This is a genomic window from Amphiplicatus metriothermophilus, from assembly GCF_900199215.1.
In the GTDB taxonomy this organism is placed as follows: Bacteria; Pseudomonadota; Alphaproteobacteria; order Caulobacterales; family Parvularculaceae; genus Amphiplicatus; species Amphiplicatus metriothermophilus.
The window spans coordinates 38,516-60,308 of the sequence record NZ_FZQA01000008.1 but is presented as its reverse complement, the minus strand read 5'-3'; the positions used below and the strand labels follow the sequence as shown (position 1 = coordinate 60,308).

General features: G+C 66.9%; 19 protein-coding genes, 1 tRNA gene, 1 pseudogene and 1 riboswitch. Of the genes and pseudogenes, 3 read left to right on the top strand and 18 right to left on the bottom strand.

Annotated elements, in window-relative coordinates; all coding sequences use genetic code 11:
• Positions 1-9: 9 nt before the first annotated feature.
• The 10 genes and pseudogenes from recF to aroA all read right to left on the bottom strand — a co-directional run bounded on the left by recF (position 10) and on the right by aroA (position 11,347).
• On the bottom strand, positions 10-1,191 hold the full coding sequence (recF, locus tag CHB64_RS13445; RefSeq protein WP_200815392.1) for a DNA replication/repair protein RecF: 1,182 nt from the start codon (positions 1,189-1,191) through the stop codon (positions 10-12).
• A 92-nt stretch (positions 1,192-1,283) separates the two neighbouring features.
• Complete coding sequence (gene dnaN / locus CHB64_RS13440; protein WP_089413140.1) at positions 1,284-2,402, bottom strand: DNA polymerase III subunit beta; 1,119 nt, start codon at positions 2,400-2,402, stop codon at positions 1,284-1,286.
• Positions 2,403-2,700: 298 nt separating this feature from the next.
• Entirely contained in the window at positions 2,701-4,140 is a 1,440-nt protein-coding gene (locus tag CHB64_RS13435) for a DnaA ATPase domain-containing protein (RefSeq protein WP_089413139.1), read from the bottom strand.
• 796 nt (positions 4,141-4,936) lie between these two features.
• Positions 4,937-5,203 carry a 30S ribosomal protein S20 gene (gene rpsT, locus CHB64_RS13430; RefSeq protein WP_089413138.1) on the bottom strand — a complete coding sequence of 89 codons (267 nt, stop codon included), beginning with the start codon at positions 5,201-5,203 and terminating at the stop codon, positions 4,937-4,939.
• A 110-nt stretch (positions 5,204-5,313) separates the two neighbouring features.
• Complete coding sequence (gene mutM / locus CHB64_RS13425; protein ID WP_089413137.1) at positions 5,314-6,171, bottom strand: bifunctional DNA-formamidopyrimidine glycosylase/DNA-(apurinic or apyrimidinic site) lyase; 858 nt, start codon at positions 6,169-6,171, stop codon at positions 5,314-5,316.
• Between the two features lie 15 nt (positions 6,172-6,186).
• A pseudogene (locus CHB64_RS15820) lies at positions 6,187-6,572 on the bottom strand (VOC family protein).
• Positions 6,573-6,587: 15 nt separating this feature from the next.
• Positions 6,588-7,241, bottom strand: coding sequence for a glutathione S-transferase family protein (locus tag CHB64_RS13415; RefSeq protein WP_089413136.1), 654 nt, complete (start codon positions 7,239-7,241; stop codon positions 6,588-6,590).
• A 142-nt stretch (positions 7,242-7,383) separates the two neighbouring features.
• Positions 7,384-9,093 carry a 30S ribosomal protein S1 gene (gene rpsA / locus CHB64_RS13410; protein WP_089413135.1) on the bottom strand — a complete coding sequence of 570 codons (1,710 nt, stop codon included), beginning with the start codon at positions 9,091-9,093 and terminating at the stop codon, positions 7,384-7,386.
• 171 nt (positions 9,094-9,264) lie between these two features.
• A complete protein-coding gene (gene cmk, locus CHB64_RS13405) occupies positions 9,265-9,927 on the bottom strand; it encodes a (d)CMP kinase (protein ID WP_089413247.1) in 663 nt (220 codons plus the stop codon).
• A gap of 64 nt (positions 9,928-9,991) precedes the next feature.
• Positions 9,992-11,347 carry a 3-phosphoshikimate 1-carboxyvinyltransferase gene (gene aroA, locus CHB64_RS13400; protein WP_089413134.1) on the bottom strand — a complete coding sequence of 452 codons (1,356 nt, stop codon included), beginning with the start codon at positions 11,345-11,347 and terminating at the stop codon, positions 9,992-9,994.
• A gap of 153 nt (positions 11,348-11,500) precedes the next feature.
• On the opposite strand from aroA, the gene CHB64_RS13395 reads away from it, so the two are divergent.
• The 3 genes from CHB64_RS13395 (at position 11,501) to CHB64_RS13385 (ending at position 13,543) form a co-directional block, all read left to right on the top strand.
• Positions 11,501-11,911, top strand: coding sequence for a TIGR02300 family protein (locus CHB64_RS13395; protein WP_089413133.1), 411 nt, complete (start codon positions 11,501-11,503; stop codon positions 11,909-11,911).
• Positions 11,912-12,056: 145 nt separating this feature from the next.
• Positions 12,057-12,132, top strand: a tRNA-Ala gene (locus CHB64_RS13390).
• Positions 12,133-12,355: 223 nt separating this feature from the next.
• The gene (locus tag CHB64_RS13385; RefSeq protein WP_089413132.1) at positions 12,356-13,543 is read left to right on the top strand and encodes an NAD-dependent epimerase/dehydratase family protein; all 1,188 of its coding nucleotides are present in this window, start codon (positions 12,356-12,358) and stop codon (positions 13,541-13,543) included.
• Positions 13,544-13,568: 25 nt separating this feature from the next.
• Here the strand turns inward: CHB64_RS13385 and CHB64_RS13380 are convergent, their stop codons facing one another.
• From CHB64_RS13380 to CHB64_RS13350, 8 genes are all read right to left on the bottom strand, one after another.
• Positions 13,569-14,351: a polysaccharide deacetylase family protein gene (locus CHB64_RS13380; protein ID WP_089413131.1), complete on the bottom strand. Its 783-nt coding sequence runs from the start codon at positions 14,349-14,351 to the stop codon at positions 13,569-13,571.
• A 26-nt stretch (positions 14,352-14,377) separates the two neighbouring features.
• Complete coding sequence (locus CHB64_RS13375) at positions 14,378-15,544, bottom strand: aminotransferase (protein WP_089413130.1); 1,167 nt, start codon at positions 15,542-15,544, stop codon at positions 14,378-14,380.
• Positions 15,545-15,778: 234 nt separating this feature from the next.
• Positions 15,779-16,048, bottom strand: a complete 270-nt coding sequence (locus CHB64_RS13370; protein WP_089413129.1) for a DUF5615 family PIN-like protein — start codon at positions 16,046-16,048, stop codon at positions 15,779-15,781.
• 3 nt (positions 16,049-16,051) lie between these two features.
• Positions 16,052-16,285 (bottom strand): DUF433 domain-containing protein, encoded by a 234-nt coding sequence (locus tag CHB64_RS13365; protein ID WP_089413128.1) that lies wholly within the window; start codon positions 16,283-16,285, stop codon positions 16,052-16,054.
• 60 nt (positions 16,286-16,345) lie between these two features.
• On the bottom strand, positions 16,346-18,241 hold the full coding sequence (thiC, locus tag CHB64_RS13360) for a phosphomethylpyrimidine synthase ThiC (RefSeq protein ID WP_089413127.1): 1,896 nt from the start codon (positions 18,239-18,241) through the stop codon (positions 16,346-16,348).
• Positions 18,234-18,995 carry a hotdog family protein gene (locus tag CHB64_RS15135; RefSeq protein ID WP_143266025.1) on the bottom strand — a complete coding sequence of 254 codons (762 nt, stop codon included), beginning with the start codon at positions 18,993-18,995 and terminating at the stop codon, positions 18,234-18,236. Before CHB64_RS15135 ends, thiC begins: the two co-directional genes overlap by 8 nt.
• 63 nt (positions 18,996-19,058) lie before the next feature.
• Positions 19,059-19,171: riboswitch (TPP riboswitch) on the bottom strand.
• 675 nt (positions 19,172-19,846) lie between these two features.
• Positions 19,847-20,314: a YbbN family protein gene (locus tag CHB64_RS13355; RefSeq protein ID WP_089413126.1), complete on the bottom strand. Its 468-nt coding sequence runs from the start codon at positions 20,312-20,314 to the stop codon at positions 19,847-19,849.
• A 97-nt stretch (positions 20,315-20,411) separates the two neighbouring features.
• Positions 20,412-21,704 carry an adenylosuccinate synthase gene (locus tag CHB64_RS13350; protein WP_089413125.1) on the bottom strand — a complete coding sequence of 431 codons (1,293 nt, stop codon included), beginning with the start codon at positions 21,702-21,704 and terminating at the stop codon, positions 20,412-20,414.
• Between the last annotated feature and the right edge of the window lie 89 nt (positions 21,705-21,793).

Here is a 21,793-nt window from a genome sequence, read left to right as displayed (position 1 = left end):
CGTACTCGCTTACGTTAGTGTTGTTTCTGTGAGTCCGCCGTCCTCGACGGCGAAGCCTTGAGCGCGCGCGCCCCAGGCGGCGAAAAGAGACTTGTCCGTACCCGTCATGAAGACCTGAAAGTCGAGCCCGTCGAGAATGTCGAAAAGCGCGGCGCGGCGGTCCTTGTCGAGATGGGCGGCGATTTCGTCGAGAAGCAGGACGAGCGGCGCAGACGCGCCCGCGCGAAACCGCGCGGACAGCGCGAGCGCGCGCGCATTCGCGAGCACGAGCCCGATCAGGAGCGCCTTCTGCTCGCCCGTGGAGCACGCCCGCGCCGGCGTTCCCTTCTGACGGTGCGTCACGAGAAGGTCGGAGCGATGCGGCCCGATGAGCGCGCGCCCCGCCGCAGCGTCGGCGGCGCGGTTGCGGCGCAGCCGCTCGGCGAACGCCTCTTCGACCTCGGCGGCGGGCGCGGCGTCGAGCGCAGCCTCGAGCTCGCCTTCGAGCGCAATGTCGGCGGCGGGAAAGCCCGCGTCTTCGTCGCCGGCGGCGATCTCCGCCGCGGCCAGCGCGCTCGCCGTTTCGCGACGCGCGGCGGCGAGCGCGACGCCGGCTTCGGCCATGCGCGTCTCGAGCGCGGCGAGCCACGCCTCGTCGCGGCTGCGCTCGTCGAGCAGGCGCTGGCGCTGGCGCATGGCGAGTTCGTAATCGGCGGCCGCGCGCGCCTGGGCCGGATTGCGGGCGAGCGCCATGCGGTCGAGGAATCGGCGCCGCTCGCCGGGGCTGTCCGTGAACAGACGATCCTGCGCCGGCGTCAGCCAGAGAAACCGCACATGCTCGGCAAGCGCGGCGGGGCCGGCCGCGGCCGTCTCGTCGATGCGGCAGATGCGCCGGTCCGGCGCCGAGGCGGCCGCGCCCACGCCCAGGCGACGCTCCTCGCCCGCGACGTCGAGCCGGGCCGAAACCGCCCAGCCGCCTGCGCCGCCGACGCGCGGCAGTTCGTCGAGGCGCGCCGAGCGCAATCCGCGCCCCGGCCCAAGCAGGGAAAGCGCCTCGAGCAGATTGGTCTTGCCCGCGCCGTTCGGGCCGAACAGGGCGACGGGCCTGCCATCGAGGGCCACCTCGGCGCGCGCGTAAGAGCGGAAATCCATCAGGGCGAGCCGGCGGAACCGTACGGGCGCGCGGCCCGCCGCGCGCGCTGGCGTCGCCAATGCGAATTCTCCGGTCTTCCTCGCCGCTTCGGACAAAACAGGTCTCTCTAGTTCGCTCGCGCGCGCGGCCGGCCGCGCGACGCCGCGCGTCTTTACACGCGCAACGGCATCAGCACGTAAAGGGCCCGTTCGTCTTCCTCGTCGCAGATGATGGTAGGCGAGGAAGGATCCGCGAGCCGGAATGTCGCCGTCTCGCCGTCGATCTGCGCGGCGACGTCGAGCAGATAGCGGGCGTTGAACCCGATCTCGAGCGGCTCGCCGTCGTAATCGACGGAAAGCTCTTCCAGCGCGCTGCCGGCTTCCGGATTGTTGACCGTGAGCCGCAGCCGATCCGCGGCGAGCGCGAGCTTGATCGAGCGCGTGCGGTCCGCCGAAACGGTCGAGACCCGGTCGACGGCGGCGGCGAAATCCTTGTTGTCGACGCGCAGGGCATTGGGATTGGTTTTCGGAATGACGCGCTCGTAATCGGGGAAAGTTCCGTCGATGAGCTTCGACGTGAGATAGCCCGCGCCGAAGCCGAACCGGATTTTCGACGACGACACTGCGACTTCCACCGTTTCCTCCGCATCGTCGAGAAGCCGGGCGAGCTCGCTCACCGCCTTGCGCGGCACGATGACGCCGGGCGCTTTTTCCGCGCCGGCGGGCAGCGGCGCGTCGAGGCGCGCCAGGCGATGGCCGTCGGTCGCCGCCGCGCGCAACAGCTTCACGTCGCCATCCGCGTAGGGATGGAGATAGACGCCGTTGAGATAATAGCGAGTTTCCTCCTGCGACATGGCGAAGCGCGCCTTGGCGAACAGCCGGGCGAGGTCCGCCGCCGGCATGGAAAACCGCACGTCCATGTCGTCGGAGGCGAGCGTCGGGAAGTCCTCGTCCGGCAGGACCGCCAGCGAGCCCTCATACCGGCCGGCCGTGATCTGCAGCCGCGCCTCGTCGTCGACGAGCGTCAGGCGCACCTGCGCGCCTTCCGGCAGCTTGCGCACGATGTCGTGGAGCATCACCGCCGACGCCGTCGCCGCGCCCTTGACCGCGACGTCGGCCGGCGCCGATTCCGAGATCTCGATGTCGAGGTCGGTCGCCGTCAGCGTCAGCGCCCCGCCGTCGGCCTGCAATAGCACGTTCGACAGGATCGGGATCGTATTGCGCCGCTCGACCACGCTTTGCACATGCCCCAAGGCGCGAACCAGCGCCGACCGCTCGATGGTGACCTTCATTGAAATCCGCTCTCTTCCGTCGGCGGCGCTCCTGCTGACGGCGCCCGCCTGGGGAGCGCCGGCCCGCCGAAACGACCGCGTGAAAATTCGGCGATCCGCCGGCGTAGGACGCGCGCCGCGCCGCCGGGAATCGCCATGGGAAAATCAGCGCTGAATATAGCCGAAACTGCGCCGCCGACGCCAGCGATTCGGCGCTCCCGGACGCGCAAAAACCGTCCGAAAATTCGCGGGCTTAGCGCCTGCGTCGGGCCCTTTGGCGCCGGCGCGGCGCAGGGCCGGGCGCAGCCCCGACGCGCCGTCAGGCCCCGAGGGCGGCCTTGACCGCTTCGACCCCGTCCTGAAACTTCTTGTCCCGCACGATCAGCGCCAGAGCGCGCTGATAGCCGTTCATTGCGGTCGAATGGTCGCGGCCGAGCACGGCGGCGATCCGGGGAAACGATTCTTTCAGCACTTCCCGCCCGACGAAGACGAAGGCGTGGCGCGCGCGCACATATTTCTGGTGCTGGGCGCGCCCCTTCAGATCGGCGAGCGTGATCCCGAAAGCCTTCGCCGACGCTTCCGCCGCGTCGTCAAGCGTATATTCCCGCCGGCAGTCTCGCAGATGCGCCCGCAGCGCCTCGGCCGCCATCGCCGCGTCGACCGTGACCTCTTGCCGGCCGAAGACAAGCAGGAGCTGGTTGAGCGCGCCGATCGCCTCGCGCATGCTTTGCGGGAAATGCCGCGCAATGAAGGCGAGCGCCTCGTCGCTGATGGCGCATCTCTCGGGCGCGCCGTCGAGCCGCTTCTTCAGAACGTCGAACCGCAGCGCCTCGCCGCCCGGACTCATGGCGACGCACAGCCCGCCTTTCAGCCTGTCGGCGAGGCGCGGGCTGATGCCGCGCTCGACGAGCCGGGCGGGCGCGAGCTCGCCCGCCAGCACCAGACGCCGCCCGGCGGCGAGGGAAGCGTTGACGAGGTTGAGAATTTCCATCTGCGTACGGACGGAGCTGGCCAGAAGATGCACGTCGTCGATGAGCACGACCCCCTGCGCCAGCAGCGCCTGTTGCAGCGCCAGCATCGCATTGGAGAAGATGGCGTTGACGCAGCCGTTTTTCAGGTTGCTGTAGGTCAGGTAAGCGCAGCCTTCCGCATTGCGGGTCGCGGCCCATTCGTTGCCGATCGCATGCAGCAGGTGCGTTTTGCCGACGCCGCTCGGTCCGTAAATATAGACGATCTCGCGCACGCCGTTGGGATTCACGAGCTGGCGCGCCGCCGCATAGGCGAGTTCGTTCGACGGATCGACGGCGAAGCGTTCGAAAGTGCAACGCGCATCCAGCGGCGAGACGAGTTCGGCGAGCGCCGCCGCGCCGCGGCGCGCATTGGTCGCCGGAGCCGTCGAATATGCGCGGCGAGAGGCCGCCGGCGCCGAGGCGTAGGCCCGAGCCGATCCGCCCGCCGCCGCCGCGGGGCCGAGCGCGTCGACGCGCGCCGCGCTGGCGCTAAGCATTTCGCGCGTGACGACGTCGATGCGGCGCACGGGCGCGACCGCGTCCCGCCAGGCGTCCTGAAGTTGCTGAATGAAGCGTTGCACCAGAACGTCGCATTTCGCTTTCGACGCCGTGGAAAAAGTCACCGCGTCCGGCGTGCGCGATTCAAGCCGCAGATCCGACATCCAAGCCTGAAACGCATTGCCGCCCACGCGCAACTGCAATCGCTTCATGAAAGCCGAGAATTCTTCTCCGCCGCCCATCTCGTTCATCGTGATCCTGCCCAGCTGAATCGTTAAACGTCAAACGCAACAACCCATCGTTCGCGCCGCCGCCTCGGCGCGAGGTTTTTTCGTCAAGCTTTTGGCGTGAACGCGCGATTATCAGCGCGTCGTCGAACCAAGGTCTAATACAGGATCCGAACCGGATCGCAATTGGCGATTTGCAAGAAAACAGACACCGCGTGAGAACCGATTTCGCCCCTTCCCATTTTCCCGCCTTTTGGTTTGCGAAACACGCGCCGACCCGCTGCTTCCGCAAAACCGTTCCGGGTTTTGCGGACCCCGACTTCATGTAATCCGTACTGAAACTTAATACGACGCCGCGTTCATCCGTAGACGTCGCGTCTGAGGTCTTAAGGATAGTTTAACGGTTTCGTGAAGGCAAGCGCGGACAGCCGCGACGACGCAATTTTTTGATGCAATTCCGCTTGCGTTTTCCCTGCGGAAGGAAAATCAAAACCTTAGCGACTGCTGCATTTTCGCAACGCCGGACCGCACTGCGTGCGTCCGGCACGGAATGCGCCTGAGCCGTCATCAGCTGGAAACGGTCCTTGTGAAGAAGATGCGCAATCATGCGCCGCCGGCGCGTCGAATGACGCGTGCGCCCCTCCGCCATGTTTTGGCTTCATCGTCTTTCAACACGCGCAGTGTGCGCTCTCATGACCCGAATGGCAACGGGCGCAAACAGGCTGTTGAAAGTTTTGTCGCGCGGCTGCGCTAGACGAAAACGCGCCGCTCAGGGCGGCGCGAGCATGACGAAAATGAAAGGTAATGACGTCGTCCGGTCTTAAGCCGACAGCGCCTTGATGCGCGCCGACAGGCGCGACAGCTTGCGCGCGACCGCGCCTTTTTTCATCACGCCCTTGGCGACGGCGCGATGCAGTTCCGGCTGGGCGAGGCGGAAGGCTTCGTCAGCCGCTTTCTTGTCCTTGGCGGCGATGGCTTCTTCGACCTGGCGGACGAAGGTGCGCACGCGCGACCGGCGCGCCTTGTTGATCGCCGTACGGCGCGCGATCTTGCGCACCATCTTCTTGGCGGAACGGGTGTTGGCCATAAGATCCTACAGATGAATTCTTGAGCCCCGCCGGGGCGCGAGGCGTGGTGTATAGCGGCGAGGTTCCGGCCCGTCAACGCGGCGGCGCGCGGATTCGCGCGCCCGAGCCGCTAGCGCTGGCAGGCCCCGCAATAGAAGGTGGAGCGGCCCGACTGGACGATCCGCCGCACCGGCGCGCGGCAGACAGGGCATGCCGCGCCCTCGCGGTCATAAACCCTGAACCGGTGCTGGAAATAGCCGAGCGCGCCGTCCGAGGCCGCAAAGTCGCGCAAGGACGATCCGCCCGCCTCGATCGCCTCTCGCAGGACCGCGCGCAGCGCCGACCAGAGCCTCATCCCGCGCGCCCCCGCGACGCTTCTGGCGGCCCGGCGCGGCGACACGCCGGCCCGGTGCAGCGCCTCGCAGGCGTATATGTTGCCGATCCCCGCGACGATGCGCTGGTCGAGCAGCGCGGCCTTGATCGGCGCGGCCCGGGCCTTGAGGGCGGCGTTGAACGTCTCCGCGACAAATGCGTCGGACAGGGGCTCCGGACCCATGCCGGCGAAATGCCGGCATCGGTCGAGGCCGCCCGACGGGACCAGATCCATGAGACCGAAGCGACGCGGATCGTTATAGACGACGCGCGCCGGGCCGGCCGGCCCGTCGAGCTCGAACACGACGTGATCGTGACGCGGATCGGCGCCGGCGGCGTAATAGCGCCCGTCAGGCCGGTCGCCGCCGTCGACCGTGAAGCGTCCCGACATGCCCAGATGCATGACGAGGCTCTCGCCGGCGGACAGCGGCGCGACGAGATATTTGCCGCGCCGGTCGAGCGCTTCGATGCGCGCGCCTTGGAGCCGTGCGGCGAAGTCTCTGGGCAGCGGAAAGCGCAGGTCGGCGCGACGCGCCTCGACGCGGCGAATCCGCGCGCCGACCATGAAGGGGGCGAGCCCCCGACGCACGGTTTCGACCTCAGGCAGCTCGGGCATAGGCTGGAGATATGATCACGGGCGAACCGGTTCGATAAGGTCCCATCTATTGCCGAAAGGATCCTCGAAAACGGGGACCTTGCCATAAGCCTCAAGACGGGGCGCCTCAAGAAATCGCACGCCCGCGCCGATCATGGCCCTGTGATCCCGGTCGAAATCATCGGTTGAAAGGAACAGGAAAACGCGCCCGCCGGTCTGGGTTCCGACCGCTCGGCGTTGGGCTTCTGATGCGGCTTTGGCGAGGAGGAATCCGCACTCCCCGCCCTGTGAGCGGACTACGACCCAGCGCTTCGTCTCCGACAGCCGAGCATCCTCGACCAGTTCGAAGCCGAGCCTGCCTACATAAAGGCGATCGCCTCGTCATAGTCCGGAACGACGACGGTCACGGCCGAAAGATGCAACAGAACAAACCTCTATCAATTGGTCGGCGGCTTGCCGGCGAAAACCGCCGATTGAGCGTCGAAAGCGCGTTTGAAGGCGGGCCTCGCCTCGCCGCGGGCGACGTAACCCGCTAGGTTCGGATATTCCTCCAGCATGCCCGATCCTTGCAGCCTGCGCAGCGCCTGCACCATCAGCAGATCGCCGGCGCCGAAGGCGCCGTCGAGCCAGTCGGCGTCGCCAAGCCGACGGGACAGCTCCTCCAGCCGGTTGCGGATGCGATCCTCGACGAGACGCAGGCGCTCCTCGTGCCAGATTTTGTCGCGCTCCAGATAGATGGCGGCTTCGCGCTGAACGATCGTCGGCTCCACTGTGGAGAGCGCGGCGAACATCCATGCGATTGCGCGCGCCCGGCCATTGGCGTCTTCCGGCAAGAGGCCCGCATGGCGCGCGGCGATATGCAACACGATTGCTCCTGACTCGAACAGGACGAGATCGCCTTCCTCATAGGTCGGAATCTGTCCGAAGGGATGAAGCGCGCGATGCGCGGGCTCCTTCATCTCGCTGAACGAAACGAGTCGAACGTCGTAAGGCTGGCCGACTTCTTCGAGCGCCCAGCGAACAGGCATGTCGCGCGCCAGACCCTTGCCTTGATCGGGCGACCGTTCAAAGGCGGTGATGGTGATGGTCATCGCGAGCCTCCAGTCTGACGATGCTTGCCCGCTGCGAGCCGGCATGCCGTCAAAGCATAGTTTGATCAGCGCGCATGTCATGCATCGCAAAACGCCCCCGCCGCGGCGGGGGCGTTTGGAACGCGCAGCGCCGGGGCGCGTCCTATTCCTTCTTTTCGCGCTCCTTGAGGGCGGCGCCGAGAATGTCGCCGAGCGAGGCGCCGGCGTCGGCCGAGCCGTACTGCTCGACGGCTTCCTTCTCCTCGGCCACTTCGCGAGCCTTGATCGACAGGCCGATGCGACGCGTCACGCGATCGAAGCTGATCACCCGGGCATCGACCTTGTCGCCCACCGCGAAGCGATCAGGCCGCTGCTCGGCGCGGTCCTTCGACAGGTCGGACTTGCGGATGAAGGCCTTGGGCCCGCCTTCGCCGCCGACCTGCACCTCGATCCCGCCGGTCTCGATCGCCGTGACGGTGCAGGTGACGTCGTCGCCCTTCCTGATCTCGCCCACCGAGTCGAGCGGGTCGGAGCCGACCTGCTTGATGCCGAGCGAGATGCGCTCCTTCTCGGGATCGACGTCGAGGACCTTCGCCTTGACCACCTGGCCTTTGCGATAGTCCTTGATCGCCTCCTCGCCCGGCCGGTTCCAGTCAAGATCGGACAGATGGACCATGCCGTCCATCTCCTCGGTGAGGCCGACGAACAGGCCGAACTCGGTGATGTTCTTGATTTCGCCTTCGATGATCGAGCCGATGGGATGATCTTCGGCGAAGCGCTCCCAGGGATTGTCGAGGCACTGCTTGAGGCCCAGCGAGATGCGCCGCTTGTTCTCGTCGACTTCGAGGACCATGACCTCGACCTCCTGCGAGGTGGAGACCACCTTGCCGGGGTGGACGTTCTTCTTCACCCAGCTCATCTCGGAGACGTGGACGAGGCCCTCGATGCCTTCCTCCAGCTCCACGAACGCGCCGTAGTCGGTGATGTTGGTGACCCGGCCTCTGAACTTGGCGCCGACCGGATACTTGGCGGCCACTCCTTCCCACGGATCGGGCTGAAGCTGCTTGATCCCGAGCGAGATCCTGTGAGTCTCCGGGTTGATCTTGATGATCTTGACCTTGACCGTGTCGTTGACGCCCAGGACTTCCGACGGATGGTTGACGCGGCTCCAAGACATGTCGGTGACATGCAGCAGGCCGTCCACGCCCGGCGCCAGCTCCACGAAGGCGCCGTAATCGGTGATGTTCTTCACCACGCCTTCTCGCACGTCGCCCTCGTTCATCTCGCGCACGACCTCCTGGCGATGCTCGGCGCGATCCTCCTCCAGCACGGCGCGGCGCGAGACGACGATGTTGCCGCGGCGCTTGTCCATCTTGAGGATGCGGAAGGGCTGCGGGATGTTCATGAGCGGGCCGGCGTCGCGCACCGGGCGGATGTCGACCTGGCTGCCCGGCAGGAACGCGACCGCCCCGCCGAGGTCGACCGTGAAGCCGCCCTTGACCCGGTTGAAGATGACGCCTTCGACGCGTTCGCCCTTGTCGAACATCTTCTCGAGACGCTCCCAGGCTTCCTCGCGGCGCGCCTTTTCGCGGCTGAGGACGGCCTCGCCGTTCGCGTTCTCGACGCGCTCGACATAGACCTCGACCTCGTCGCCGACCTTGAGGTCGGCGGGCTTGCCGGCCTGGGCGAATTCCTTGAGGGGCACGCGGCCTTCCGTCTTGAGGCCGATGTCGACCACGGCAGCGTCCTTTTCGATGGCGGTGACGACGCCCTTGACGACGGTCTCCTCGAATTCCTTGCGGTCGACGAGGGAGGCTTCGAGCATTTCCGCGAAGGCGTCGCGGGAGGGGTTAAGGGTTTCGGTGGCAGACACGGGTTGGTTGATCCTTGGTGGATGTTGAATGGTTGAACGATGGAAGGTCGCGGTTCGCGAAATGCAGGCCGCAGCACGCAGGCGCTCTGCGTCTGACAAGCCCTCGCCTTTGCGAGCGTGCGCCCGGGAGAGCCGACTTGGATTTGGGAGCGGCTGAAGCCTCGTCCCAGATCAGCCCTCGCAGCGCTGGAAAACGCCGTCGATGACGCGGCGCGCCGCCGCGAAGGCCGCTTCTATAGTCAAATGAGTCGTATCTAGCAACTCCGCATCTTCAGCGCGCGTCATGGGGGCGTCGGCGCGGGCCGCATCGCGCGCGTCGCGTTCGGCGAGATCCTCGAAGACTTCCCGCTCGGTGAGGCTCGGCCGCGCCGCGCGCAGCTCCAGCCAGCGCCGGCGGGCGCGCACCTCAGGGCTGGCGACGACGAAGAACTTCACGTCCGCCTCGGGGCACACCACCGTGCCGATGTCGCGCCCGTCGAGCACCGCGCCGCGCGCGCCGCCCGGCGGGTTCGCGGCGAAGCGGCGCTGGAAGTCCAGAAGCGCCGCGCGCACCGACGGCATCGCCGCGACCTTCGAGGCCGCCGCCCCCACCTCGCGGGTCCGGATGTCGCGGCCGTCGATCTGATCGAGCGAGAACTCTTTCGCCGCGCGCGCGGCGGCCGCCTCGTCGCCCGGGTCGGCGCCGGCGTCGAGCAGCCGGCGCGCCACGCCGCGATAGAGCGAGCCCGTATCGAGATAGGCGAAGCCGTAATGATCCGCGATCAGGCGCCCCAGCGTGCCCTTGCCGGAGGCGGCGGGCCCGTCGAGCGCGACGACGAAAGACTTGCGATCCATGGCGCGGTCCATGGACGATCAGCCTCGCCCATGCAAGCTGCCGGTTCAAGGGCGCGCAGCTTCCTCACGCCGTCGCCGCGACATCGAACGCCGCGCCGAGCGACCTCATCAACGCGAAGAAGTTCGGAAAGCTCGTTGCGATCATCGCCGCGTCGTCGATCTCGACCGCCGCGCGCGCGGCCAGGCCCATGACCAGAAAACTCATGGCGATGCGGTGGTCATGTCGCGTCTCGACGCGCCCGCCACCCGGAACCGCGCCGTCCCGGCCCCTCACGCGCAGCCAGTCAGGGCCCGAAGCCGTTTCCACGCCGTTCGCCGCAAGCCCCGCTTCGACGGCGGCGATGCGGTCGCTTTCCTTCACCCGCAGCTCGCCGACGCCGGGCATGCGGGTCTCGCCCGCGGCGAAGGCGGCGACGACGGCCAGGATCGGATACTCGTCGATCATCGACGGCGCGCGGCGCGCCGGAACCTCGACGCCGCTCAGCATGGAATGGCGCGCGCGGATGTCGGCGACCGGCTCGCCCGCGGCCATGCGTTCGTTCTCGAAAGAAATATCGGCGCCCATCTCGCGCAGGGTCTCGTAGAAGCCCGTGCGCAGCGGATTGACGAGAACCTCCCTGACCACGACCTCCGAGCCCGGCGTCACAAGCGCCGCCGCGACGAGAAACGCCGCGGAGGAAGGATCGCCGGGGACATGCATCGTCGCGGCGCGCAGCTGCTGGCCGCCCGCGAGCCGGATGATCCGCCCCCCGGTCTCGTCAGCCTCGACGGCGATCTGCGCTCCGAAGGCGGCGAGCATCCGCTCGGTATGGTCGCGGCACGGCTCCGGCTCGCGCACCGCGGTCTCGCCCTGCGCGCCCAGCGCGGCGAGCAGGACGGCGGACTTGATCTGCGCGGACGCCTTGGGCAGCGCATAGTCGATCGCGCGCAGTTTCCGGCCGCCTTCGATCTCGACCGGCAGACGCCCGTCGCGGCTTGTCGCTGTCGCGCCCATCAGAGCGAGCGGCGCGAGAATGCGGTCCATCGGCCGGCTGCGCAGGCTCGCGTCGCCGTCGAACGCAGCCGCGACTCCTTGGCCTGCGACCGCGCCCATGACGAGGCGGCATCCCGTCCCGGCGTTGCCGAAATACAGCGGTCGCGCCGGCGCCCGCCACGGCGCGCCGGCGACGCGCCAGCGCGGCCCGTCGGGAGCGGCGTCGCGCTCGACCTCGGCGCCCAGGGCGCGCATCGCCGCCGCCGTGCGCAAGACGTCGTCGCCTTCGAGCAGGCCGCGCACGATCGTCTCGCCTTCGGCGAGCGCGCCGAACATAAGCGCGCGATGCGAAATGGACTTGTCGCCCGGCGCCGCGACCGCGCCTTTCAGCGCCGCCGACGGGCGCGCCGAAGCCGGCCCCGCCGGTTTCTCCCTGTCAACCTTCATCCGCCGTTCCTCATCGCCCGAGCATGTTCTCGCGCGGCCTTCTCCGACAGGCGAATCCGACGCAGACAGCCGAGGCGCAAACCTTTTGACAGGCGCCCTGGCGCGTGGCAATGGGGCCCGACGATCGATATTCCTCTCGGGGACTCCACCGCCATGACGAAGCCTGAGCTTGGCGTGAAGCGCGACTGTCCGGAATGCGGCGCGCGCTTTTACGACCTCAATCGCACGCCCGCCCATTGCCCGAAATGCAAGCACGAATTCGTGCCCGAAGCGCTCCTCAAACCGCGCAAGCCGCGCCGGGAGGACGAGGAAGGCGCCGAGACCGAGAAGACCGCCGGCGTCCCGGCCGAAACCTCGCTCGAGACCGCCGACAAGGAGGCCAAGGCCGCGAAGTCCAAACGCAAGCCTTCGCTCGACGACGAGGAGACGGAAGACGACGACCTCGAGGATATCGAGGATCTCGAAGACATCGACGTCGATGACGACGACGACGGGCTGCTTGAAGACGACGACGATGATGACGATGTCGCCGGCATCGTCTCAAGCGGCGACGACGAGGATTAAAGCGGAGGTCAATAGCGGCGGGCCGACGCGGGAGCAGAGCATTCGCGCCGTTTCCGCGCCGCAGGCGGGGACTTGCATCGGTCCGGACCTGCGGCTAGTTTCCCGCGCGCCGCGAGGGCCCCAACTCCTCGCGATCGCCTGGTTCGGGGCTATAGCTCAGTTGGGAGAGCGCTTGAATGGCATTCAAGAGGTCGGCGGTTCGATTCCGCCTAGCTCCACCACCCCAGCACCCGAGACCCGGCCGCACATTTCCTGAAATCCGCGCCCTCTTTTGACGGGCGCCGCAGGCCCGTGCGCCGGGAAAGCCCGCCGCCCGGACCGATCCGGACCTGTCACGCGGAGGTCGGCAGGCTTGCTTCTCCGGCGGCAGGGCTTTTAAGAAGCGCCGTAACAGGGGCGTGAACGGCTGGGGGACGCCGCCGCCCGCAAGAAGCGGAGAATTGCATGAAGATCCTCGTGATCGGCGGCGACGGATTCTGCGGCTGGCCGACCTCGTTGCACCTTTCCAATCTCGGCCACGACGTCATCATCGTCGACAACCTATCGCGGCGCAAAATCGACATCGAGCTGGAGGTGGAGTCGCTCACGCCCATCCGGCCGATCTCCGTGCGCCTGGCCGCCTGGAAAGAAATCTCAGGCCGCGAGATCGGCTTCGTCAATATCGACGTGGCGGCCAACTACGCGCGCCTGTTGCGGCTCATCCAGGAAGAGCGGCCCGAGGCGATCGTCCATTTCGGCGAGCAGCGCGCCGCCCCTTATTCGATGAAATCGTCCTGGCACAAGCGCTACACCGTCTCCAACAATCTCAACGCCACCAACAACATTCTCGCCGCCATTGTGGAAGCCGGCGTCGACCCCCATCTCATCCATCTTGGAACGATGGGCGTCTATGGCTACGGCACGGCGGGGCTGAAAATTCCGGAAGGCTATCTGCCGGTGAAGATCGAGACCGACGACGGGCGCGAGATCCGGCAGGAGATTCTCTACCCGGCCAATCCGGGCTCGATCTATCACATGACCAAGACGCAGGATCAGCTGCTTTTCGCTTTCTACAACAAGAACGACGGGCTGAAGATCACCGACCTGCATCAGGGCATCGTCTGGGGCACGCAGACCGCCGAGACGCGCCTCGACGAGCGGCTCATCAACCGTTTCGACTATGACGGCGATTACGGCACCGTGCTCAACCGCTTCCTGATGCAGGCGGCCATCGGCTACCCGCTCACCGTGCACGGCACCGGCGGGCAGACGCGCGCCTTCATTCATATTCAGGACACGGTGAAGTGCATCCAGCTCGCCATCGAGAATCCGCCGCAGCACGGCGAGCGGGTGCACATTCTCAATCAGATGACGGAAACGCACCGCGTGCGCGATCTCGCCAGGATGATCGCGGACAAGACCGGCGCGCAAATCCAGTATGTGGACAATCCGCGCAAGGAGGCCGACGAAAACGATCTCCATGTGGAGAACCGCCGGCTTCTGGGTCTCGGCCTCGATCCCATCACGCTCGAGGACGGCCTTCTGAACGAGGTGACCGAGATCGCGCGCAAATACGCCGACCGCTGCGACCGCTCGAAGATTCCTTGCGTGTCCTACTGGACCGTCGAGCAGAGCGCGAAGGCCAAGGCCTGACCCATCCCGCCGAGACCGCGCCGCTCTATCGGGCCGGCGCGGTCTCGGTCAGGTAATCGACGAGCTCCCCGAAGGGAACGACCCAAATATCGTCCTCATGGGCGCGAAGATAGTCGACGAGCGCCTGATGGGCTTCGGCGGTCACCGGCAGATAATCGCCGCCGACGCCGTGAAAGCCCATCACGCCGAAGCCGCCGCTTTCGACGACGCGCTCGACCCAGGCGATCAGCGCCTCGCCCGTCACCGTTTCCGGAAAGAATTCGCCCGGCATGTTGAAAGGATCGACCGGCTCGTCTGACAGGGGGCCGACATGGCGCGCCGCCGTCACGAGGCCCGAGGCGCGAAGCGTTTCGATATAATCGCCGTCGCCGACGACGGTCTGGCCGCAGGGCGTGGCGTAGGTTCGCCGCACGCGCCCGTCGATCGCATGAAGGAAGGCGTTCATCATGCGGATTTCATCGAGCATGGTCTCGATCGTGTAATTCTCGTTGTTGTAGCGGTCGGCCATTTCGAACGCGCCGCGCGCGCAGGGGTGAAACAGCGTGTGGTTGGCGAGCTCGTGGCCGGCGGCGGCCGCCCCGCGCCAGCGCGCAATGCGCGCCGGTTCGGACAGGCGGCTTAGAAAGAACGTCGCCTTGAGCCCGGCTTCATCGAGTTGAGGCAGCGCGACGTCGAGCTGCGAGGCGAGCGCGTCGTCATAGGTGAGCGCGATCGCCGCGCGCCGGCCTTCGGGCCAATCGCGTTCGCCCGCCGACGCGACGGCGCAGAGCGAAACGATGAGCGCGGCGGCGCGCAGGAGACTTTTCATCGGCCTTTCCCCTCTTTCGTCAGCATTCAACCGAAATACGACTTGAGCCGCCGGGCGGCCTCTTCCAGGACGTCGTCCTTCTTGCAGAAGCAGAAGCGCGCGTATCGGCGCGGGCCCGGCGCGGCGGGATGATAGAAGGACGAGACCGGCACGGCGGCGACCTTCGCCTTCTGCGTGATCTCGCGGCAGAACGCCATATCGTCGCCGTCATAGCCGACCGATCGAATGTCGACGGTCATGAAATAGGTGCCCTCGCAGGGCAGAACGTCGAAGCCGGCCGCTTCGAGTCCGGCGCGCATCCGGTCGCGCTTTTGCTGCATTTCGGCGACGAAGCGCTCGTAATAATCGTCGCCGAAATCAAGGCCCAGCGCCACGGCGCGCTGCAGATGCGCCGGCGTCGTATAGGCGACGAACTGATGCGCCTTGACGAGACCGGCGATAAGATGCTCCGGACCCGTCGCATAGCCGATGCGCCAGCCGGTGAGCGAAAAGGTCTTGCCGGCCGAGCCGATGCGCACGGTTCGCTCGCGCATGCCGGGCAGCGTCATCAGCGGCCGGTGCGGGCGCCCGTCGAAGATGAGATGCTCATAGACCTCGTCGCATACGGCGATGAGATCGTGCGCGCGGCAAACGTCGGCGATAAGCGCCAGCTCGTCGTCGGCGAGCACCTTGCCTGTGGGATTGTGCGGCGAATTGACGGCGATGAGCTTCGTCTTCGGCGTGATCGCGGCGGCGAGCGCCTCCTCGGCGAGGCGCCAGTCGGGCGGTTCGAGGTTGATCGGACGGGCGCGCGCGCCGGCGGCCTCGATCATCGGCGCGTAGGAGTCATAGAAAGGCGCCAGCACGATCGCTTCGTCCCCGGGCTGGAGAAACGCCAGGAAGGACGCGGCGAGCCCTTCCGTCGCGCCCGAAACGACGAGGGTCTCCCGCTCCCAGTCGACGTCGAGGCCGTAAAAGCGCCCGTTGGCGCGCGCGACCGCCTGGCGCAACTCAGGAATTCCCGTCACCGGCGCGTACTGGTTCGGGCCCTCGACCACGAACCGCGCCGCGGCGTCGAGCAGCGCGCGCGGACCGTCTTCGTCGGGAAAGCCCTGGCCGAGATTGATCGCGCCGTGCTCGTTCGCCAGCGCCGACATGACGGCGAAGATGGTGACGGGCCGCTCGGCGAAGACGGGATTTAGAGAGCGCGGCATGACGTCCTTCCGGCGATGCTCGCCCGCTTATAGCGGACGCGCCCATGCGCCGTCACGCCCCGCGAAAGACGCGCGCGGGCGCCGCGCCAGAAGCGTAGAACGTCCCTCCCTCTCCTGCGCGGGAGGCGGCCCAGCCTAGAACAGAAGGGGAAAGGCGAGCGCGTGCGCGACGCATCGAACTCATTCGATCTCCACAACCGCTTCGCCCGCTTCGAGCGCCCCAAGCACACCCGCCTATTGCGCTTCGAACCGAGCAAGCAGCGCTGTGGTTGCAGCGTTTCCAGTCCGCACCCAAAGGAGCTGAGGCGGCGAAGAATCGATGAGGTCGAGGAAGTCGGCGTCCTTGGTTACGATGGCCATGTTCCCGGCGCGAGCGCTTGCCACGATCTCCCTGTCGGCGGCCCCAAGCCCCGGCGCCTCGCGCACATGCAAGGCGTCATGGCCCTTTTCACGAAGCCAGTCGGCAAGGCGCGGCGGCAGTTGCGCGTCGATCAGGAAGCGCACGGATCATTCCGCTGCAAAGGCGATCTTGTTATCGGCCGCGCGGGCGGCGTAGGCAAGCGCCGCCGTGATGTCGCCCTCTTCGAGATAGGGAAAATCCTTGAGGATTTCCTCGCGAGTCGCGCCGGCCGCCAACATGTCGAGAATATCGCTCACGCGCACGCGCAGCCCCCTGATGGTCGGTTTCCCGAAGCATACTTCCGGATCTATCGTGATGCGCGGGAATATCTCGGCTTTCATAGGAGGCCTCCTGGTCACGGCGATTCCTAGCATGAGCGGGCCGGACAAGTCACTGGCCGGCTACAACCCCTCGTTCGCCTTCCTCGCCGTCTCCGCGTCGAGATAGAGCGCGGAGCCCATTTCCCTATATTTCTCGCTCATCTCCTTCATGCCTTCCTCGGCGCGGCGCTCGAGATCGGCCTTTTCGTTGTCGGAAAGGTTCGCCGCATAGTCGCGCACGTCCTGCGTGATCTTCATGGAGCAGAATTTCGGCCCGCACATGGAGCAGAAATGAGCGACCTTGTGCGCCTCCTTGGGGAGGGTCTGATCGTGAAAGTCGCGCGCCGTTTCGGGATCGAGCGAGAGGTTGAACTGGTCCTCCCAGCGGAACTCGAAGCGCGCGCGCGACAGCGCGTCGTCGCGGATCTGCGCGGCCGGGTGGCCCTTGGCGAGATCGGCGGCGTGCGCGGCCAGCTTGTAGGTGATGACGCCGGTCTTGACGTCGTCGCGGTTGGGCAGACCAAGATGCTCCTTGGGCGTCACATAGCAGAGCATCGCCGTGCCGAACCAGCCGATCATCGCAGCGCCGATGGCCGAGGTGATGTGATCGTAGCCCGGCGCGATGTCGGTCGTCAGCGGGCCTAACGTGTAGAACGGCGCCTCGCCGCATTCGGCGAGCTGCTTGTCCATGTTGATCTTGATCTTGTGCATCGGCACGTGGCCCGGCCCTTCGATCATCACCTGGCAGCCGTGCTTCCAGGCGATCTTCGTGAGCTCGCCCAGGGTTTCGAGCTCGGCGAACTGGGCGCGGTCGTTGGCGTCGGCGATGGAGCCGGGCCTGAGCCCGTCGCCGAGCGAGAACGACACGTCGTAGCGCCGCATGATCTCGCAGATCTCTTCAAAATGTTCGTAGAGGAACGATTCCCTGTGATGAGCGAGGCACCACTTCGCCATGATCGAGCCGCCGCGGCTGACGATGCCGGTGACGCGGTTCGCGGTGAGGTGAATATAGGCGAGGCGCACGCCGGCGTGGATGGTGAAGTAGTCCACCCCCTGCTCGCACTGCTCGATCAGAGTGTCGCGATAGACCTCCCAGGTGAGATCCTCCGCCACGCCGCCGACCTTTTCGAGCGCCTGATAGATCGGCACCGTGCCGATCGGGACCGGCGAATTGCGGATGATCCAATCGCGGGTGTTATGGATGTTGCGGCCCGTCGACAGGTCCATCACCGTATCGGCGCCCCAGCGCGTCGCCCAGACCATCTTCTCCACCTCCTCCTCCACGGAGGAAGCGACGGCCGAGTTGCCGATATTGGCGTTTATCTTTACAAGGAAGTTCCGGCCGATGATCATCGGCTCGGATTCGGGATGGTTGATGTTGGCCGGAATGATGGCGCGCCCGCGCGCGACCTCGTCGCGCACGAATTCCGGCGTGATGAAGGGCGGAATCTCCGCGCCGAAGCTCTGGCCTTCGGCGATCTTCGCCTCGGCTTCTTCGCGCATCTTCTTGCGGCCGAGATTCTCGCGAATGGCGATATACTCCATTTCCCTGGTTATGATCCCGGCGCGGGCGAATTCGAGCTGGGTGACCGGCTTTCCGGGAAGGCCGCGCAGCGGCCGATGCTTCACGGGAAATTCGCGGGCGAGATATTTGCCCGCCGCTCCGCCATTGTCTTCGGGGCGCACGTCGCGGCCGTCATATTCCTCCACCCCGCCGCGCGCGCGAATCCACGCTTCGCGCAGGCGCGGCAGGCCGCGCTCCACGTCGATCGCGATCGCGGGATCGGTGTAAGGCCCCGAAGGGTCGTAGACCGGCACGGGCGGCTCGTTCGCCGACGGGTGCAGGTCTATCTCGCGCATGGCGACGCGAATGTCCGGGTAAAGATCGCCGGGAACGTAAACCTTACGCGAGGCGGGCAAGGCGCCCGTCGTCACGCGCGGCGTCTGAAACTCGGCCTGGGGGATAGGCTTATTCATTCTCCGACCTCAATCGGTTGAGCAGTTGGGGATCATTCACCTCGATCCACAGGGCGTTGGCGGCGGCGATGATCTCGCCATGCGCGTCGAGCAGCGCGGAATCGGCGAACTGCTTGCGGCCTTCTTCACGAGTCTTCCAGGCCATGGCGAGCAGGCGCTCGCCGGGCTTCGGCCGGCGGCGGATTTCGGCGGCGAGGCGGCCGAGCAGCACCAGCCCGCCCGTGCGGCGCAACGCGAAGGCCGAGGGGCAATCAAGCGCCGCCCACAGGAATTCGCCGCGCACCAGGCCGTCCCCGTCGGCGAGATCCGCGCCGGGCGTCCACCAGCCGGCGTTGATCGGGCTTTCCGGGATCGCGCCGGCGAAGATGCGCAGCCCCTCGCCTTCCGGCCGGCGCGGGCCGCACACGAAGCAATAAGGAAAGATCGCGCTTTGCGGGTCCGCAAGATAAGCCTGCCGGGCCTCGTCGACCGCCGCCGCGTCAGGAATCGCCGGCAGGTCGACCGCAACCGCGGCCGGGCGCGCAGTCGCGATCAGCGTCTCGCCGTCGAAAGCCGCCACGGCGCCGTCCGACGCGACGACGTCGAGCGGCCGGCCCAGTGGCGGGGGGGCTTTCAGCGTCGCTTCGGCCGGCCCGTCGAGAAAAGCCGCCAGCGCGCCGCTGGCGTAACCGCCATTGGCCGAGCCGCGCGGGCCGCAATAGCGTTCCTCGATGACGATCGCGCCGACAGGCGCCGGCCTCGATCCTTCCGGCATGGCTCGCTCCTGCGCGGCGCGCCTTCGCGCCGCCGCTGCGATCGGGAATTCCTGGCGCGGGGAAATCAACGTCTTCTCCGTCCCTACGCCGGTCTGACCCGGATCAGGTTCAAAGGGTGCTCCGACAGCCGCAGCCGGATCTCAGCGGGTGCTCTCCCGCGCCCCTCGGAATGCTCCCTTAGCACGTAACAAATCGGCCCCGCGCCTTCAAGGCCGGCTGTTCGAGCGCCGGAGGCCAGCGGGCCTGGGTCTGCGCGGTCCGGCCGCCCGAGGGTCGGGCTGCGTTCCGTATACGACGGAAGAAAAGCGCGGCGTAGCGGGCGTCGCTCGCAAACGGAAAAACGAAGGCCGAATAACGGATAAACCGGAGAAAAACCCGACGCCGGTTCGGCGCATGCAGAACGCCGTTACGCCTCTCCCCCGCGGCGTTCGGCTTTCCCTGTCGGTTTACGCAACGCGCTCGCAATCGCCGTTCCCCTCATCGCTGCAATTGCTTGGGATCCCGCGATGAGGAAAACGGCCTGTTCCGTTCCTGCGCCGGCATGACCCGGATCAGGTTCTAAGGGTTCTTCTCAGTCCCCTACGCCCTTGCTCCCTGGCGCGCATTGCTCTCCATACTCCCCCAAAGGCTGGCCGGAGAGGTGCGCGTCGCACGAGCCGTCGTCCAATGGCGACAGGCGGGACGCCCCTCGGAACTGTCCTATCGTGCCTCAAAAAGCCTCGACAGACAAGAAGAATCAGGCGCGCGCGCCCCGCCGCGCGAAACGGATCAGTGTAATCCGCGCCGACGGCGACCAGTCGAAAACCCCGCCCGCGCAGGCGTTTCCGGCGTTTCGTCCCTATACGTTGTTTTACAGGGAAGCGGACGGCGCGCGCCCGGCGCGGGCGAGCGCCTGCGCGATCGCCGCGCGCATCGCTTTGGGCGAATGACTGGCGGTCAGCATGTCGACGACGGCGCCGCTTTTCGCGTCGATCAGCAGCGTGAACCCGGTCGCTCCGGCGAAGCGGTCATAAACCTCGCCGCTCACGCCGTCCGCAAGCGCGGCGGCGCGATTGCGTTCTTTTTCGCCGAAAGTGAAATCGTACTCGACGAATTTCACCGGCGCGCCCTCGAATTGCGGAATCACGCGCGCCAGGCGCGGCTCGAGAATCTTGCACGCCGCGCACCACGCCGAAGAAAAGGTCGCGGCGATGAGAGTCGCTTCGCCTTCAAACCGCGCGGCGTTGGATAATGAATTCCTTCCGGCCACGGACGCCGAAGCGACGGCGGCCGCGGCGAGAACCGCAAAGAGGACGAAGAGAAAGCGACGCGATTTCATGGCGGCGTATTTCCTGCGGGCGCTCCTAACTTAACGAACCGCCATGCGCCTTCCAGCCTTTCCGCCAGGTCTGGCGTCACATTCGCGCGAGAGCGGCTCAGTCCTGAAACGGATCGCGCATCAAAATGACGTCCTCGCGCTCGGGGCTCGTCGAGACGAGCGCGATCGGCCGTTCGATCAACTCCTCCAGTCGGCGGACATATTTGACGGCCTGGGCGGGCAACTCCGCCCACGAACGGGCGCGCGCGGTCGAGGCGGACCAGCCTTCGACCGTTTCATAGATCGGCTCGATCTTGGTCTGCATATCGACGCCCGCCGGCAGATAGTCGTAAGGCTCGCCGTCGATGCGATAGCCGACGCCGACTTTCAGCGTCTCGAAACCGTCGAGCACGTCGAGCTTCGTCAGCGCCACGCCGTCCACGCCGGCCACCTTCAGCGACTGGCGCACGAGCGCGGCGTCGAACCAGCCGCACCGGCGTTTCCGGCCCGTGACCGTGCCGAACTCATGGCCGCGCTCGCCGAGGCGAAGACCGGTTTCGTCCGTCAGCTCGGTCGGGAACGGGCCTTCGCCGACCCGCGTCGTATAGGCCTTGACGATGCCCAGCACATAGCCGACCGCGCGGGGCCCTAGGCCGCAACCGGTCGCGGCGTGGCCTGCGACCGTGTTCGACGAGGTCACGTAAGGATAGGTGCCGTGATCGACGTCGAGCAGGGCGCCCTGCGCGCCCTCGAACAGGATGCGCTTGCCCTCCCGGCGCGCCTCGTCGAGCAGCCGCCAGACCGGCTTGACGAAGGGCGTGATCTTCGGCGCGATTTCCGTCAGCGCGCGGACGAGCGCGCCGGCGTCGGCTTCCGGCGCGCCGAAGCCGCGCCGCAGCGCGTTGTGATGGACGAGCAGGTTCTCGACCTTCGCCGCCAGCGTTTCGGGCCGCGCAAGATCGCCCGCGCGCAGGGCGCGCCGGCCCGCCCGGTCCTCATAGGCCGGGCCGATGCCGCGCCTGGTCGTGCCGATCTTCACGCCCGCGGCCGAGCCCTCGCGCATCCGGTCGAGCTCCTGATGGACCGGCAGGATCAGCGCCGCGTTCTCGGCGACGGCGAGATTGTCGGGCGTCACATTGACGCCCTGCGACTCGAGCCGGGCGATCTCCTCGAGCAGGGCGAAGGGGTCCACCACCACGCCCGAACCGATCACGCTCAGCCGGCCGGCGCGCACGATTCCCGACGGCAGCAGCGAGAGTTTGTAGGTGGTCCCGTCGATGACGAGGGTGTGGCCGGCGTTATGGCCGCCCTGAAAGCGCGCCACCACGTCGGCGCGGGCCGACAGCCAGTCGACGATCTTGCCCTTGCCCTCGTCGCCCCATTGGGCGCCGACGACCGCCACATCGGCCATGCTTCCCGCTCCTTCCGCCTGTCTTGGGGAGAATCCGGGCGCACCTTAGCCCCGGCGCGGCCCCAGTCAAACGCTTCAGGAATCCGCTG